Below are 15,086 nucleotides of genomic sequence, written 5' to 3'. Positions count from 1 at the left end.
CGGTGAGCAGCGGCTGCTGCCACGAGGCGGTGACGAACGACTGCGCGGCCAGGTTGTAGACCTCGTCCGGCTGCACGGCCTGAACGATCCGGGCGAGGCTCGACAGGTCGAGCAGGTTGCCGTCGTGAAGCTCCACGTCGTTCTCGATCCCGAGCCACTTCAGCCGGTGGTCGAAGACCCCGGCATGGCTGGAGCGCCGCACCACCCCGTGCACCGCGTAGCCCTTCGACAGCAGCAGCTGCGCGAGATACGCCCCGTCCTGACCGGTGATGCCGGTGATCAGTGCCGTCTTGGTGCTCATCTGCGAGACCTCTTCCATCTAAACGTGACGTTCCGTCGTTCGATGAGCGAGGGCGCACGGTGTTTCCCGGTGGCATATCCACCGGAACCGCCGTTTTCAACGCATCAGAGGCCCGACCTCGGCTGTCGATACGCAGGCGTAGTGCGGGTCCGGTCCCCGGCGGCGCCACCGCGCCGTTGGCGGAGGCAGGCGGGTGCGTCGCCATCGCGAATCGTCCCGCCCGCTCGCGAACGATGCCGGAGGGTTTGGCCAAGGACTTTTGTTCTTGCAACCCTTGCGGGTATATCGGCGGACGAAATCCATCTTTGCGTGCTTGCGAACCTCGGTTGCCCGCCCGCGGAAGCGAGCCTCGCGCGCTACCGGGCGCCGAGCGGGCTCGTGTCGCGGCCGGAGTCGATCCCGTTCTCCGGCGGAGGGCGGAACCGGCCGGCGATCTCGGAGAACGCCTCCTGCATCCCGTCGAGGCCCTGAACCGTGACGATGCTGGAGCCCGGCCCGAGCGGCGGGATGAAACCCGCCTGGGACAGTGTCCCGAACACCGCGAAGTTGAGGTCGTTCTGCACCTTCAGGCCGAGGCTCACGTCGACGATCATCACCACGAGCTCGAATTCGAGGAACGGGTCGCCGATCTTGCGGAACACCACGCGCGGTGCCGGCTCCTTCAGCACGTCGGCGTGTTGGGCGGCGCAGGCGAGCAGCATCTCGGCGGCGCGCGCCGGGTCCTGGTTGCGCAGCACGTTGACGGTCAGCGACACCCGCCCGGTCCGGTCGCCGCGGACGCGGTTCTTGACGATGCCTGAGATCAGGTTGGAGTTCGGCACGATCACCGCCGAGCGGTCGAAGGTCTGAATCTCGGTGGAGCGCACGGAGATGCGCTTCACGATGCCCTCCGAATCGCCGATCACCACCTGGTCGCCGACGCGGATCGGCCGCTCCCAGAGCAGGAGCAGGCCCGAAACGAAGTTGTTGACGATCGATTGCAGGCCGAAGCCGATGCCGACCGAGAGCGCGCCGGCCACGATCGTCAGCTTTTCCAGGCTGAGGCCGAGATACGAGAAGGCCAGGGCCAGGGCGAGCAGGAAGCCGCAATAGCCCGACACGGTGGAGATCGAGTTGCGCAGGCCCGCATCGAGGTCGGTGGCGGGCAGGTAGACCTGCTCGAGCCAGCGCTGGACCGCCCGGGTGATGACGATGCCGAGGATCAGGATCCCGAGGCCCAGCGCGATGGTCGAGAGAGAGATCGTGACGTCGCCGACCTTGAAGCCGAAGAAGGCCTGCCGGATCGAGGAGACGATGTCGGTCGAATCAAGGCCCCAGGGCGCGAGCACCAGGAGCGCCACGATCAGGAACAGCAGCACCCGCGCGGCCCCGGTCGAGAGCACCGCGATCTGGTTGAGCGAGCGTTTGCGCAGGCCGGTGTTGGCCTGGAGCGTGGTGGCGAGCCGGGTGTCGTCCGACAGCGAGCCGCCGACGAAGGTGTCGGCGCTCTGCACGAGCAGGTAGAGCAGTACCAGGAGGCTCGCGGTCCAGACCAGCTGGTCGATCACGAACGTGGCGAAGGCGACGTAGCCGACGAGGGCGGCGACGCCGATGACGGCCGTCGCCGCCCAGCCGACGAGGCGCGCCGGGCCGCCGAGGCCGGTGGTGGTCTTCGTCGGCACGTAGGGGCCGAAGCAGGCCTCCTCTTCCTCTTCCTTGTCGGCGAAGCGGTGCAGGCCGATGGCGAGGATCAGCGCGGTCGCGACCGCGCCGATGCCGCGGGTGGCGATCGAGATCGGCAGCGCCGCCGAGATGCCCGAGTTCAGCGCCTCGATCGACTTCACCACGGTGATCACCGTGGCGATGCCGACGGCGAGCCGCGTCACCCGGATCGCCGCCGCGTCGCTCACCGGCGCGGGCCGCCACTGCGGCTTGTCCGGCGAGAGCAGGCCGTCGCACAGGGCCTCGACGAAGGCGATGAAGGCGAGGCCGGCCAGGATCGCGCCGGCCACCGGCAGCAGCCGGGAGGGCAGGAGGTCGGTGGCGTCGAGGGCGTAATAGACCGCGTAGGAGCCGATCACCGCCGGCACGGTGCCGAGCAGCAGCACCCGCCACGCGCCGAGGAGGGTCTGGCGCCGGGTCGGCTCGGCCATCGCCGCGTCGCGCCGGCCGAGACGCGGGGCGATGTTGCGGCGGCCGAAATACAGCGCCACCGAGACGCCGAAGGCGAGGCCGAGCAGCAGCAGGTTGCCCAGCGTGCCGTTGCGCGAGAACAGCAGCAGGATGTCCGACAGCGCGCTCTGCAGCGAGCGCACGTCGCGGGGCACGTCGGCCGCGACCCGCCTCCAGAGCTGCGGACTCACCAGGGCCAAGCTGCGCTCGAACAGTCCCTTGGTGAAGGACTCGCGCCGCCGGTTCGAGACCCGGTCGATGATCTGGTCGCCCTGGACCAGGAGCGAGCGCGCCAGCCGCTGGGTCTCGTCGATGCGCGAGACCGCCGCGTCGCGCTCGACCCGCTCCTGGGCGACCTCGGGGCTCTCCTCGGCGTCCTTGGGCTTCGGCCCGAGCTGGGTCAGGCGTTCGCGGGCGGATTCGAGCGGCGCGTCGAGCCGGCCGATGATCGTCCGGATCTCGTCGGTGACCGGGCCGACGCCGTCGCGGATCGCCGACAGCTCCGGCGTTCCGAGATCGGTGCGGGCGAGCTCCTTCTCGCGCGCGGCGAGGTCGTTCTTGGCCGCGTCGAGCTTGGCCCGCACCGCCTTGAGCGCCTCGGACATCTCGGGCTTCGGGGGGGCCGGCTTGGCGTCAGCAGGCTTGCCCTCGGCCGGCTTCGTCTCCGAGGATTTGGCGTCGGGCGTCTTGGTCTGGGTCCCGGCCGCGGGGGCCGGCGGCGGGGCCGACTGCGCCCAACCAAGGCCGGGGGCGAGCAGGAGCGCCGCCAGCCCGGCGGCGATCATCGAGCGGATCGGACTGTGCAGGCGCGTTTCGCGGGCGATTCGGCTGCGCGCGGACGGGCGACGACTCATCGAAATCCTTGGATGCTCGGCAGGGGCGACGGCAGGATGGGGGCACAGGGCCGTGGGCGCGGGCTCCGCGACGCCCTTCCGTGATGCCCTTGCCATGGTGCCGTCCCGCAAGAGGTGCGCCGTGTCGCCGATCAATGGGGCGAAAGCGTGCCGGGGGCCGCCCAGAACCCCCGGCGGAGACGATAACCCTGCGGCCGTCCGCGATCCGAGTTCGCCCCCCGGTGGTCGAAGGCTGAGGCCGGCATTCGGCCCGTCCGCGCCCGCCGGCCCGCCCGTCCGATCAATTCGTGATCGCGACGGGACGACCGCCGGCCCCAACGTCGGCCGTCACACCGCCCCCCTGGCCGGATCGCGAAAGCGGCCCCGATGTGTCCCTGAGCGACGCCGATCCGACATCGCCGCGAGTAGCATGATTTTAATCATGACCCGTCATAAACGACACGGCTGGACTCAAATGTTCGCTGAAGCGCAAATCCGAATGCAGCAAACAGCGCTGAAGGGGCCGTGAGAACAAGGAAGTTTTTTTAGGGCGATCGCCTGCCCGAAGCATGATCCGCCTTCCGACCTCCGAGGCGCATGGCCGGAACGCCCGCCCGACCCGATCGACCGAGAGCATCCGCCCATCGCGTGACTGGATGTTCGCGGCACCGCCTTGCCCGTCCCGTTCTGTTCGTTGCGTGTTTCGAGGAACCACCGGTCGTCACGTCCAGCCACCGACCCTGTGACCGCCCTGCGGCGCGCCTGCATCGCCACCTGCTGACCTCGAGCGCGCTGACCTTGGCCCTCGGCTTCGGCGCAAGCCTACAATGCCGGCACCGGCGCCACGTCGGCCGGAACGAACGCGACCGCGATCGGCCCGAATGCGACGGCCGCCGGCGACGAGTCCTTCGCCGGCGGCTACAACGCGAGCTCGGCTGGCGCCGGTGCCGTGGCGATCGGGTCGGGCGCCTCCGCGCAGTCGGCGACGAACAACCAGGGCATCATCAATTACCGGGATGCTAGCGGCGTCGGCATCCCCGCGGCCGGGACCGGCGGCAACATCCAGAACGGCGCGAACGGCAGCACCACACCGCCCGGCGCCGGGGAGACCAGTGCCGGCGCCCAGCCGTCGGGCACGGCGATCGGCAAGAAGTCCACGGTCGGCGCCGCCGGCGGCGTGGCCGTCGGCTACGACAACTCGGCCGGCACCGGGACCTTCAACTCGACCGCGATCGGCGCGAACAACGACGCGGCCGGCTCCTACGGCGTCGCGATCGGTTATGCCAACATCGCTACTGGCCGCTCGACCCTTTCGCTCGGGACGAACAACCAAGCGCTCGGCGCCGTCGCCATCGATCTAGGATGACAATCCTATGCGGTCGGCGACTTCTCGTTCGCCCACGGGTTCATCGCCAGCGCCTACGGACAGGACGCGCTGGCGCTGGGCCGCCTCTCCGTCGCCGGTGAAACCGGGAGCAATCCGACGGCCAGCAACATCGCGATCGGCGACAACGCCAGGGCCGTCGGCGGCTCGGCGCTGGCGGTCGGCAGCGGAGCCTCGGCGACGAAGGCGCGGTCCGTGGCGCTCGGTGCCGGCTCGATGGCGCTGCGGGGCAGCCTCAGCGGCACCGAGGCCTTTACCACCAACACCCTGTCCTCCGCCAACGGCGAAGTGTCGGTCGGCGCACAAGGGGCTGAGCGACAGATCACCAATATCGCCGGAGGCCAGCAGGACACAGATGCCGTCAACGTCCGCCAGCTCCGTTCGGTCGGGAGCGGGGTCACCAAGAATGCGACAGCGCTCGGCGGCAGCTTCGGCAGCGACGGCACCTACACGCCGCCGAGCTACACCTACAACGGACGATCCTACGCCACCGTGCCCGGCGTCGTCGGCGCTCTCGACCAGCTCGCATTGCGCTACGACACCGACGGGTCGGGCAACCGGCTGTCCAGCATCGACCTGAGCCGCGCCGGGACCGTCGGCTCCGCGGTCCGCATCACCGGCCTCGCCCCGGGCAGCCTCGCCGCGGGCTCGACCGATGCGGTCAACGGAGACCAGCTCTACGCGCTGCGCCAGAGCATCGACGACGGCACCTTCGGCCTGGTGCGGCAGGGCTCGACGAGCCGTGCGATCCGCGTCGCAGCCGCGACGGACGGGGCGCTCGTCGACTTCCGCAACAGCGCGGGCACCGGCCGTGTGCTCAGCGGCGTCTCCGCCGGCTCCCTCGCGGCGGGCTCCAACGGGGCGGTCAACGGCGGCCAGCTCTATGCGACGAACCAGGCGGTCGCCGGCCTGTCGGCCGGATTGGCCAACGGCAGCGTCGGCCTCGTGAAGCAGGACGCCGCGACCCGCGGCCTGACCGTCGGCGCCGAGACCGACGGCACCACGGTGAGCTTCGCCGACCGCGACGGCACGGCCCGAACGCTCACCGGCGTCTCCGGCGGCCGGGTCGCCCTGGGCTCCACCGACGCGGTCAGCGGCGGGCAGGTCTAAGGGCTCTCCGCTTCGCTTGCGAGGAGCCTCGGCGGCGGGTCGAGCGTGGCTGCCGACGGCTCGGTCACCGCCCCGAGCTACGTGATCCAAGGCGCGAGCTTCGGCGACGTCGGCTCCGCGCTCGGCAGCCTCGATGCCGCGGTGACCACCCTCAACACCGCCGGAAGCCGCTACGTCGCGGTGCGCAGCACCGGTGCCGCCGCCCAGGCCACCGCGACCGACAGCCTCGCCGGGCTCTCGGGGGCTGCCGAGGCGTTCTCCGGGATCACGGTCGCCTCGACCGCGGGCGCGGTCTCGGTCGGCGCGGAGGGCGCGGAGCGGCAGATCGTCAACGTCGCCGGCGGCACCCAGGACACCGACGCGGTCAACCTGCGCCAGCTCCGCGCGGTCGGCGGCAACCTCGCCGGCGCCCTCGGCGGCGGAGCGGGTTTCGCCGCCGACGGCAGATTCACCGGGCCGACCTACGCCCTCGGCGGCCGGTCCTATTCCGGCGTCGGCGACGCGCTCGCGGCGGTGGACGCGTTCGTGGTGAAGTACGACGTCGACCCGGCGACCGGCGGGCGCGGCCAGTCGATGACGCTGGCCGGCAGCGACCCGAACCAGCCGGTTCTGATCCGCAACGTCGCGGCCGGGGTGCAGCCCACTGATGCCGCCAACCTCGGGCAGGTGACGGCCCAGGTCGCGACCGCCAAGGCGCAGAGCTTCGCCTACACCGACCAGCGGGTGCAGGCGAGCTACGCCGCCGGCACCGCCTACACCGACGCCCGCGTCGCGCCGCTGGAGAAGCAGGCGAACGCCTTCGGCAGCCAGCTCGCCGGCCTTCAGAACGAGGTCGGGCAGGTCCGCCAGGAGGCGCGGCGCGGCGCGGCGATCGGCTTGGCGGCCGCCTCGCTCCGCTTCGACGACCGCCCGGGCAAGCTGAGCATGGCGGCCGGCGGCGGCGTCTGGCGCGGCGAGGGCGCGGCCTCGATGGGCATCGGCTACACGCTTCCCGACGGGTCCGCGCGGGTGAACGCCACCGGCGTCGCCGCCGGACGCGACTTCGGGATCGGCGCCGGCGCCAGCTTCACCCTCAACTGAGGCGGGCCGTGCGCGCACACGCCATCGCCGCCGCGGCCGGGCTCGGGATGCTACTCGCGGCGCCCGCGCTCGCGGCCCCGGCCGGAGACGGCGCCCTCGGGCCGTTCGCGATGCGCGGCGCAGTCTCCACCGACGACCCGCCCCGCGCCCAGTTCGCGGCGCCGGCCTATCGCGTCCACCCGCCCGAGGGCGCGCCGCCGCCCGGCGAGGCGCCGGGCGATACGCGCCGGATGATCCAGGCCTTCGCGACCTGAACCCTGATCTGCGACGAGAACTTGCGCCGCCATCGCCGGGTCTGCAACGCCTCGCAATCGATCGTCGATGGAGACGGGGCCTTCGCCTTCAGCTGGTCGCTCGCGGCCACCAGCGCGGGGGCACCGGTCTTCGTGGTGCGCGCGCCGGTGGGCGCATGGTCGGCTCGCACCGTGGGGCTGGCGTTCGGCCCGGTCCAAGAGACCGTGATCCGCCTGGAGAGCTGCAACGCCAGCCTCTGCCTCGGCTTCCTGGCGGTGGACGAGGCCCTTCGCCAGGCGATCGCCGCGCGCGCCTCCGTCCGCGTACGCTATCGCCGGAGCGAGACCGCCCCCCCCGTCACCATCGCGACCTCCCTCGACGGCCTTGCCGGCGCGATCGCCAGCCTCAAGTAGCGCGTTTCGCCCGGATCAACCGGCGGCGCGGGCCAGGAACCCGCGCCAGCTGCCGTAGCGCCCGATCTCCTCGGCGCCGACGACGCCTTCGGCCTCGACCAAAAACCCCTTCGGGGCCGTGCCGTCGGAAAGGCGCAGGGTGCCGACGCCCAGCGGGCTCGGGATCGTCGAGACGAAGCGGCCAAAGGCCTCGGGCGGGAGCGCCCAGACCTCGGTCTCGATCGCCGTGCCCGTGCCGGCCGCCACCCGCAGCAGGCCCGGCCGATGCGGCGGGCCGCCGGGGAGCGCGTAGAAGCGGTAGTCCGGCGCCGTCGAGACGGCCCGCAGGAAGCGGGCGCCGAGGCCGGTCAGCTCGCCGTTGAGGGCCAGGCCCGACAGGTGCGCGCCGACCACCGCCAGCTCGATTGCGTCGCCCTGAGGCCCCTTCGGCGCGACCGCCTCCGGGACCGGCACGGCGCTCGCCCCGATCGGCACGCCGGACGCCGCGTGCAGGCGGGCGCCGATTGCCGCGATCAGCCCGTCGCGGCCGCGGGGCGCAAGCAGCGTCACCCCCGCGGGGAAGCCGTCCGCCCGGAAGCGGCCGGGCACGGCGAGCGCGCACCAGTCGAGCAGGTTGACGAAGTTGGTGTAGGTGCCGAGCTCGCTGTTCGGTCCGATCGGGTCGGCGGCGAGGTCGGCGACCGTCCGCGGACGCGGGAAGGTCGGCACGACGAGCACGTCGACCGCGTCCCAGACCGCGTCGGCCGCACGCCGCAGCTCGGCCAGGCGATAGAGCCCGCCGAAGGCGTCCGCCGCCGAGAAACCCTTCGCGTTCTCGATCACGGCCCGCGTCGTCGGATGCAGGATCTCGGGCCGCGTCTCGATCTCGTCGCGGATCGCCTGGTAGCGCTCGGCCACCCAGGGGCCGGTGTAGAGCAGGCGCGCGGTCGAAAACATCGGCGCAAAGTCCACCGGGCGCGCTGCGCCGACGAGTGCTTCGAGGTCGGAAAGGCTCGCCGCGAAGGCCGCCTCCGACAGGGCGTCTCCGGCGAAATCCAGCCCCTGCGCATCCGGCACGCCGAGGCGCAGGCCGGGCGGGATCGCCGACGGCGCCGGCAGCGGCAGTCGCCGGGAATACGCGTCGGCGAGGTCGTAGCCGGCCATGATCCGGAAGGCGGCGTCGGCGTCGGCCACGGTGCCGGCGAAGACCGAGAGCGTGTCGAGCGTGCGGCAGGCCGGAACCATGCCGCGCGTCGAGACGCTGCCGAGCGACGGCTTCAGGCCGACGACGTTGTTCAGGGCCGCCGGCACCCGGCCCGAGCCCGCCGTGTCGGTGCCGAGCGCGAAGGCGACGAGGCCGCGGGCGACCGCCACCGCCGAGCCGCTGCTGGAGCCGCCCGGCACGTAGGCCGGATCGATCGCGTTGCGTGGCACCGGATAGGGTGTGCGTACCCCGACGAGGCCGGTGGCGAACTGGTCGAGGTTGGTCTTGCCGACGAGGATCGCGCCCGCCGCCAGAAGCTTTTCGACCGCGTGGGCGGTCTCGGTCGCGGTGTAGGCGAAGTCGGGGCACGCGGCCGTCGTCGCCATCCCGGCGACGTCGACGTTGTCCTTCACCGCGAACGGGATGCCCCAGAGCGGCCGCGTCCCCGGATCGAACGGACCGAGGGCGACCAGGGCCGCCGCGGCTTCCGGCTCCGGCACGAGGGCGAGGAAGATGCCGGGATCGTCGGCGTCCGCGATGCGGCGGTACACCTCCGCCAGGATCGCGCGCGGGTCCTCTCCGGCGGCGTAGGCCGCGTGCAGGGCGGGGATCGTCGGGAACGGGGGCATGGGGCGTCTCGTCGGGTCGATCTGCTGGGAAGGGGCCTCTGTCGGGGGCCTACAATCCGGCGAGCTGCGCGGCCGTGCGGCTGATGACGCCGTCGGGGTCGATCAGTGCGTCGAGCACGGTGAAGTGGTTGGCGCCCGGCACCGGGATCAGCGGCCCGTCCAGCCCCGCGGCACCGCGGGCGGCGTGGTAGGCGTCGGACTGGCGGCGGAGTTCGAAGAGCTCGTCGCCGCCGTACACCACCGCGACGGGCGGCGTGCCCGGGCGCAGGTGGCGGACCGGCGAGAGCGTCTCGATCTCCTCGGTGGAGAGGGCCAGCGCGTCGTTCAGGGTCGTGCCGGCGATCGGCGCGAGGTCGAAGATGCCGCAGATCGCGAGGGCCGCGTCGGCCGCGTCGGCGACCGCGGCGGCCAGGTGCCCGCCGGCCGACCAGCCCGAGACCACGAGCCAGCGCCCGCCGCCCTCGGCCCGCAGCAGCGCCAGCGCGGCGCGGGCTTCCGCGACGATGTCCGTCAGGCGCGCCTCCGGCGCCAGGGTGTAGCCGACGAGCGCCACGTCGAGGCCGCGCGCCAGCGGCCCCTCGGCCATGCAGGAGAAGCCGCGCCGATCGTTGCGCTGCCAGTAGCCGCCGTGGAGGAAGGCCAGCATCGGTGCGCTCGGCCGGCCGCAGCGGAACACGTCGATGCGCTGGCGCTCGCCCTGCCCGTAGGCGAGGTCGAGCGCGTCGACTTGGGCCTCGCGGAACGCGGCGCTGCGCGTCCGCCAGCCGGCGACGATCGCGGCGCTGTCGGCCACCGCGCCGGAATTGTCGTAGGCCCGGCTCAAGTCCGAGCGGTCGAGGTCTCGCCAATCCATCGTCTCAGGCATCGTCGCCGGTCCCCAGGTACCAGTCGAGCAGCTCGCCGCCCTGCAGGAACACCACGTCCGGCCGGGCGAGCAGCGCGTCGAGCAGGCGTTCGAGCAGCCCGATGCGGTGGGGCACCCCGGTGATGTAGGGGTGGATGGCGAAGCTCATGATCTTCGCGCCCGACAGCGGCCCGTCGCCGACAGCTTCCCGGGCGAGGCGGTCGCACTGCGCCAGCGCCCGCTCCACGAACTCGTCGGCGCGATGATGCTGGATCGCGAGCAGCGGGATGTCGTTCAGCTCCACCGAATAGGGCATCGCCACCAGCGGCCCGTGCGCGGTGGCGATGCGCGCGGGCCGATCGTCGACCACGAAGTCGCCGACATATTCGATGCCTGCCGCCTTGAGGTGGTCTGGGGTGTCCAGCGTCTCGGTGAGGCCCGGCCCGAGCCAGCCTCGCGGCGCCGCGCCGGTGAGATCGCGGATCGCGGCGACGGTGCGGGCGATCATCCCGGGCTGGTCCTCGATCCGGTGGGTCGGCCCCTGCTCGAAGCCGTGGGCCATGAACTCCCAGCCGGCTGCGTGCGCGGCGGCTGCGACCCGCGGATAGGCGGTGCAGACCGAGCCGTTGATCGACAGGGTCGGCCGGATGCCGCGCACTGCGAAAGCTTCGAGGAAGCGCCAGAAGCCGACGCGCATCCCGTATTCATGCCACGCCCAGTTGGGCACGTCCGGCAGCAGGGTGGCCGCGGTCGGGGGCACCAGGATCTGGCGCGGCATCGGATGGTCGATCAGCCAGTGCTCGACATTGACCACCGGCCAGACCGCGACGGCCTTGGCCCCGGGCAGTGCGAGGCGCGGCCGGTCGATCGCGGCACGATAGGCGAGGCGGTTTTCCGGCCGACGCCGGTCGGTGCGCGGAATTTCGCTCATGCGGCCTTCGGCGCGTGGTGGCTGTGGAGCTGGGCCGAGAGCATGCGGCGAACGTCGTTGAAGGCGGGGCTCGAGACGTCGCGGCGGCGGGGGAGGTCGACCGTGTGCACCGCCTCGATCCGGCCGGGGCCGGGGGACATCAGCACGATGCGGTCGGCGAGCACGATCGCCTCCTCGATGGCGTGCGTCACGAACAGCACCGTGAGGCCGGTTCGGCTCCAGAGCTCGAGCAATTCGTCCTGCAGCCGCTCGCGGGTCATCGCGTCCAGCGCCCCGAACGGCTCGTCCATCAGCACCACTTCGGCCTCGTTGGCGAGCACGCGGGCGATGGCCACGCGCTGCTTCATGCCGCCCGAGAGCTGGTGCGGGTAGGCGTCGGCGAATTGGCCCAGGCCGACGAGGTCGATGTAGCGCGCGGCTGTCTCGCGCACCTCCGCGGCGGGGCGGCCGCGCGACTTCGGGCCGAAGCCGATGTTGTCGCGGACGGTCAACCACGGGAACAGGCCGTAATCCTGGAACACCATGCCCCGGCTCGGGCCGGGTCCGGGGATCGGCTTGCCCCACATCAGCGCTTCGCCGGCGGTGGTGGCCTCGAAGCCGGCCACGATCCGCAGCAGAGTGGACTTGCCGCAGCCCGACGCCCCGAGAAGGCAGACGAACTCGCCGCGCTGGACGGTGAGGTTGGCGCCGCGCAGGGCCTCGGTCCGGCGCCCCTGCGACAGGTAGGTCTTCGAGACGTCGCGGACGTCGACGATCGGGATCGTTGGATCAGCCATCGGATTCAACCATGCGCGGGGCTCCACGAGAGCAGGCGGCGACCGATCTCCATGACGATCCGGTCGGAGATGAACCCGGCGACGCCGATCACCACCATGCCGCAGATGACGATCTCGGTGCGCGAGAGCTGGCGCGCTTCCATGATGATCGCGCCGAGGCCCGTCTGGACGCCGGTCATCTCGCCGACGACGATGACCACCCAGGCGAAGCCGAGGCCGAGGCGCAACCCGGTGAAGATCGATGGGAGGGCGGCGGGCAGAACCACGCGGGCGAACTGTGCCGGGCCGGTGCAGCCGAGCATGGCGGCGGCCTCGAACAGCCGGGGCTCGACCGCGCGCACGCCGAAGATCGTGTTGACGAGGATCGGGTAGAACGCTCCGAGGAACACCAGGAAGTAGGCTGAGCGCGGCCCGAGCCCGAACAGGATCATCGCCAGCGGCAGCCAGGCGGTGACGGGCACCGGCCGCAGGATCTGGAAGGTCGGGTCGAGGAGCGCCCGCATCAGCGGCACCCGGCCGATCAACAGCCCGAGCGGCAGGGCGGCGGCCGCCGCGAGCGCGAACCCGCCGAAGACGCGGGCGAGCGAAGCCGCGAGATGCGTCCACAGCGTGCCGCTGAACGCGTCGTCGTTGACGCCGCCGACGGCGAGGTCGCGCATCTCGGTCCAGACCTCGGCCGGCGGCGGGATCAGGCTGTAGGGTTTCCCGACCGTGGCGAGGTGCCAGACGAGGGCGAGCGCGAGGGGCAGGGCCAGCGCGAGGGCGGCGCCCTTGATGCGCTGCAGGATGTCCTTGGTGCGACGGCGTGGAACGCGGGTGCCCTCTCCGGTGCGGGAGAGGGGGAGCGCCGCGTCGCCCGCGGCGGCCACGTCCGCCTCCGTCGCCGTCGTCGCGCTCATGTCACGCGTCCCGCATCGCGTCGACGAACGTGGTGTCGACGAAGCCCGGCTCCGGCAGGCGCTTGATCTGCTTGAGGGCGAGCATGTGCCGGGCGTAGGCCTCGGCCTTCTTCACCTCGTCCGGGCCGAGCTTCCACGTCAGGTCGACGTTGGGAGCCGAGACCACCAAAGCCTCTCGCTTCTGGCCGAGCTTCATCACCGCCATGTCGATCATCGCGTCGCGGTTCTTGGCGGCGAACTCGGTGCCCTTGCGGTGGATTTCCAGCATGGTGCGGACGAGGTCGGGCTTGCCCGCGATCGTGTCGCGATGGGTGCCGAACACCATGTTGAGCGAGCCCATCTCGGTGCCGTAGGGGTACTCGACGAGCTGGCCGACGCCGCTCGACAGGCTGACGCCGGGGGCCGGCTCGGCGCCGACATAGGCGTCGATGTCGCCGCGCGCCAAGGCGATGTGCATCTCCGAGAACGAGATGCGCACCGGCACGATGTCCTTGATCGAGAGCCCCTCCATGCGCATGCGCTCGAGGGCGAACACCTCCTGCGTCGAGCCGGGCCACAGGGCGATGCGCTTGCCCCTGAGGTCCTTGACCGCGCGGACGTCGGAATCCTTCTTGGAGATGATCGCCATGCCGCCGTTGCAGGTCGAGGCGATCACCGTTAGCGGCTCGCCGGCGGCCGCGCCCAGGGTCGCCGAGGCGATGCCGAAGGTGCCGAAATCCACCGACTTGGTGACCACCGCGTTCTTGCACTCGGTCGGGCTCTCGAACGGGATCACCTCGACCACGTAGCCCGCCGGCGTAAAGCGCTCGTAGAAGTATGGCGCGATCGAATGGATCAGCTTGAGCGAGCCCATGCGGATCGTCACCGGCGCGGCGGCGCGGGCCACGAAGGGCGCCGAGACGAGCCCGGCCCCGAGGCCGGCAAGGAGGGTGCGGCGGGCGATCATGGCTTCACTCCGAGGCCGGCGAGGCGGGGAACGGCGACGGTACGAAGCGTAGATCCCCCTGCCGTTGCTAACGAGTGCTCATTCGGGATGGGGCTGTTGCGCTTTCGGCAACAGGCGGTCTAGCTGGTTGGTATGGGCCGTCCGAAGCGCGCCCGAGGCGGGGATCTGCGATGAAGCACACCCGGACGCTGGCCTGCATCGCCGAAATCGTCCGCAGCGGCTCGATCCGCCGGGCGGCCGAGCGCCTCAACATCGCCCCCTCGGCGCTAACGCGCCAAGTCCAGGACATCGAGTACGAACTCGGCACGCCGATCTTCGAGCGGCTGGCGCAGGGGATGCGGCTCAACGCGGCCGGCGAGCTGCTGGTCCGGCACGTGCGCGACCAGCTCGCCGACCTCGAGCGTGTGCGCTCGCAGATCGCCGACCTCTCCGGGGTCCGGCGCGGGCACGTGGCGCTGGCCTGCAGCCAGGCCTTCGTCACGCAGGTGGTGCCGGAGGAGGTCCAGGCCTACCGCGAGCGGTTTCCGCAGGTCGGGTTCACGGTGCAGGTGCGCGACCACGTCCAGGCGGTGGCGGCGCTGACCGCCTTCGAGGCCGACCTAGCCCTAGTGTTGCAGCCGCCGCCCTCCGCCGACCTGCACGTGCTGTATTCCTGCCGCCAGCCGCTCTGCGCGCTGATGCGGGCCGGCCATCCCCTCGCCCGGGAGGCCGGGCCGGTGCGCCTGCGCGACTGCCTCGCCCATGCGATGGCCCTGCCCGACCGGTCGCTGGCGATCCGCCTGCACCTGGAGCAGGCCCTGGCGCGGAAGGGCGTGCCGCTCGGGCCGGTGGTCGAGTCGAGCTCGCTCGAGTTCCTGCGCAACCTCGTTCTGCGCGAGGAGGCCGTGAGCCTCCAGGTGCCGAGCGGCATCCCCGACGACCTGCGCCTCGCCAGCCGTCCGATCGACGCGCGCGACCTCGACCCGATGGTGATGATCCTCGGGCAGCTGCGCGGGCGCTTGCTCTCCGTCGCGGCGGCGAAGTTCGCAGACCAGCTCACCCACAGCCTCGACCGGCGGCAGGCAGGCGCCTGAGGTACGGGAGCGAAACCGCGCCCGCCGACTTCTCCGTCCGTGCCAACCAGGACAGCGACCCCATGAAGACCGATCGACGCCTGATCCACGCCAGCGAGAACGGCGACCGCTGGTGGCTCCGCCGCGCGGACGGCGCCGAGGTCGCCATCCTGCACGAGCCGAACGCGTCGTCCGGCGGCCGCACCTCCGAGACCCCCGTCGGCGCCTTCCTGCGCGCCGGCGCCGGCGGCCCCGAGTACCGGGCGCTCCTCGACCTGATCGGCACTCTCGTCGACCAGCCCCCGGCCGCGCCGCCCGCC

The 15,086-nt window shown here is 72.0% G+C and carries 15 protein-coding genes; 7 read left to right on the top strand and 8 right to left on the bottom strand.

Annotated features, from left to right (window positions below):
- Both FV229_RS19445 and FV229_RS19440 read right to left on the bottom strand, forming a co-directional pair.
- Window positions 1–301 (bottom strand): GDP-mannose 4,6-dehydratase (locus FV229_RS19445; RefSeq protein ID WP_147753540.1); only part of this gene is annotated, 301 nt, incomplete at its 3' end.
- Between the two features lie 356 nt (window positions 302–657).
- Window positions 658–3,306 carry a DUF3772 domain-containing protein gene (locus tag FV229_RS19440; RefSeq protein WP_246688256.1) on the bottom strand — a complete coding sequence of 883 codons (2,649 nt, stop codon included), beginning with the start codon at window positions 3,304–3,306 and terminating at the stop codon, window positions 658–660.
- 928 nt (window positions 3,307–4,234) lie between these two features.
- Between FV229_RS19440 and FV229_RS19435 the strand changes: the two genes are divergently transcribed.
- From FV229_RS19435 to FV229_RS19415, 5 genes are all read left to right on the top strand, one after another.
- The gene (locus FV229_RS19435; protein ID WP_246688255.1) at window positions 4,235–4,651 is read left to right on the top strand and encodes a hypothetical protein; all 417 of its coding nucleotides are present in this window, start codon (window positions 4,235–4,237) and stop codon (window positions 4,649–4,651) included.
- A 213-nt stretch (window positions 4,652–4,864) separates the two neighbouring features.
- Window positions 4,865–5,779 carry a hypothetical protein gene (locus FV229_RS19430; RefSeq protein ID WP_147753539.1) on the top strand — a complete coding sequence of 305 codons (915 nt, stop codon included), beginning with the start codon at window positions 4,865–4,867 and terminating at the stop codon, window positions 5,777–5,779.
- Between the two features lie 45 nt (window positions 5,780–5,824).
- Complete coding sequence (locus FV229_RS19425; protein WP_147753538.1) at window positions 5,825–6,859, top strand: YadA-like family protein; 1,035 nt, start codon at window positions 5,825–5,827, stop codon at window positions 6,857–6,859.
- An 8-nt stretch (window positions 6,860–6,867) separates the two neighbouring features.
- Window positions 6,868–7,113, top strand: a complete 246-nt coding sequence (locus FV229_RS19420) for a hypothetical protein (RefSeq protein WP_147753537.1) — start codon at window positions 6,868–6,870, stop codon at window positions 7,111–7,113.
- A gap of 3 nt (window positions 7,114–7,116) precedes the next feature.
- Entirely contained in the window at window positions 7,117–7,506 is a 390-nt protein-coding gene (locus FV229_RS19415; protein ID WP_147753536.1) for an invasion associated locus B family protein, read from the top strand.
- A gap of 15 nt (window positions 7,507–7,521) precedes the next feature.
- Here the strand turns inward: FV229_RS19415 and atzF are convergent, their stop codons facing one another.
- The 6 genes from atzF to FV229_RS19385 are packed head-to-tail and all read right to left on the bottom strand — an operon-like array spanning window position 7,522 to window position 13,714.
- Complete coding sequence (gene atzF / locus FV229_RS19410) at window positions 7,522–9,318, bottom strand: allophanate hydrolase (protein WP_147753535.1); 1,797 nt, start codon at window positions 9,316–9,318, stop codon at window positions 7,522–7,524.
- Window positions 9,319–9,367: 49 nt separating this feature from the next.
- Entirely contained in the window at window positions 9,368–10,183 is an 816-nt protein-coding gene (locus tag FV229_RS19405) for an alpha/beta hydrolase fold domain-containing protein (RefSeq protein WP_147753534.1), read from the bottom strand.
- On the bottom strand, window positions 10,176–11,093 hold the full coding sequence (locus FV229_RS19400; protein ID WP_147753533.1) for a polysaccharide deacetylase family protein: 918 nt from the start codon (window positions 11,091–11,093) through the stop codon (window positions 10,176–10,178). Before FV229_RS19400 ends, FV229_RS19405 begins: the two co-directional genes overlap by 8 nt.
- Window positions 11,090–11,869, bottom strand: a complete 780-nt coding sequence (locus FV229_RS19395) for an ABC transporter ATP-binding protein (RefSeq protein WP_147753532.1) — start codon at window positions 11,867–11,869, stop codon at window positions 11,090–11,092. Before FV229_RS19395 ends, FV229_RS19400 begins: the two co-directional genes overlap by 4 nt.
- A 5-nt stretch (window positions 11,870–11,874) precedes the next feature.
- Entirely contained in the window at window positions 11,875–12,768 is an 894-nt protein-coding gene (locus FV229_RS19390) for an ABC transporter permease (RefSeq protein WP_147753531.1), read from the bottom strand.
- Between the two features lies 1 nt (window position 12,769).
- A complete protein-coding gene (locus FV229_RS19385) occupies window positions 12,770–13,714 on the bottom strand; it encodes an NrtA/SsuA/CpmA family ABC transporter substrate-binding protein (protein WP_147753530.1) in 945 nt (314 codons plus the stop codon).
- Window positions 13,715–13,884: 170 nt separating this feature from the next.
- On the opposite strand from FV229_RS19385, the gene FV229_RS19380 reads away from it, so the two are divergent.
- Window positions 13,885–14,787: a LysR family transcriptional regulator gene (locus tag FV229_RS19380; protein WP_147753529.1), complete on the top strand. Its 903-nt coding sequence runs from the start codon at window positions 13,885–13,887 to the stop codon at window positions 14,785–14,787.
- A 62-nt stretch (window positions 14,788–14,849) separates the two neighbouring features.
- On the top strand, window positions 14,850–15,086 hold a 237-nt coding region (locus tag FV229_RS19375; RefSeq protein ID WP_147753528.1), incomplete at its 3' end, for a hypothetical protein.

The sequence above is a fragment of the Methylobacterium sp. WL120 genome (genome assembly GCF_008039465.1).
In the GTDB taxonomy this organism is placed as follows: Bacteria; Pseudomonadota; Alphaproteobacteria; order Rhizobiales; family Beijerinckiaceae; genus Methylobacterium; species Methylobacterium cerastii.
This window is presented reverse-complemented; position numbering and strand designations above follow the sequence as displayed.

What these genes read in the sequence shown, in the direction of transcription:
- FV229_RS19440 (WP_246688256.1), bottom strand. Translation starts at nt 3,306, where the DNA reads ATGAGTCGTCGCCCGTCCGCGCGCAGCCGAATCGCCCGCGAAACGCGC.
- atzF (WP_147753535.1), bottom strand. Translation starts at nt 9,318, where the DNA reads ATGCCCCCGTTCCCGACGATCCCCGCCCTGCACGCGGCCTACGCCGCC.
- FV229_RS19405 (WP_147753534.1), bottom strand. Translation starts at nt 10,183, where the DNA reads ATGCCTGAGACGATGGATTGGCGAGACCTCGACCGCTCGGACTTGAGC.
- FV229_RS19400 (WP_147753533.1), bottom strand. Translation starts at nt 11,093, where the DNA reads ATGAGCGAAATTCCGCGCACCGACCGGCGTCGGCCGGAAAACCGCCTC.
- FV229_RS19395 (WP_147753532.1), bottom strand. Translation starts at nt 11,869, where the DNA reads ATGGCTGATCCAACGATCCCGATCGTCGACGTCCGCGACGTCTCGAAG.
- FV229_RS19390 (WP_147753531.1), bottom strand. Translation starts at nt 12,768, where the DNA reads ATGAGCGCGACGACGGCGACGGAGGCGGACGTGGCCGCCGCGGGCGAC.
- FV229_RS19385 (WP_147753530.1), bottom strand. Translation starts at nt 13,714, where the DNA reads ATGATCGCCCGCCGCACCCTCCTTGCCGGCCTCGGGGCCGGGCTCGTC.
- FV229_RS19380 (WP_147753529.1), top strand. Translation starts at nt 13,885, where the DNA reads ATGAAGCACACCCGGACGCTGGCCTGCATCGCCGAAATCGTCCGCAGC.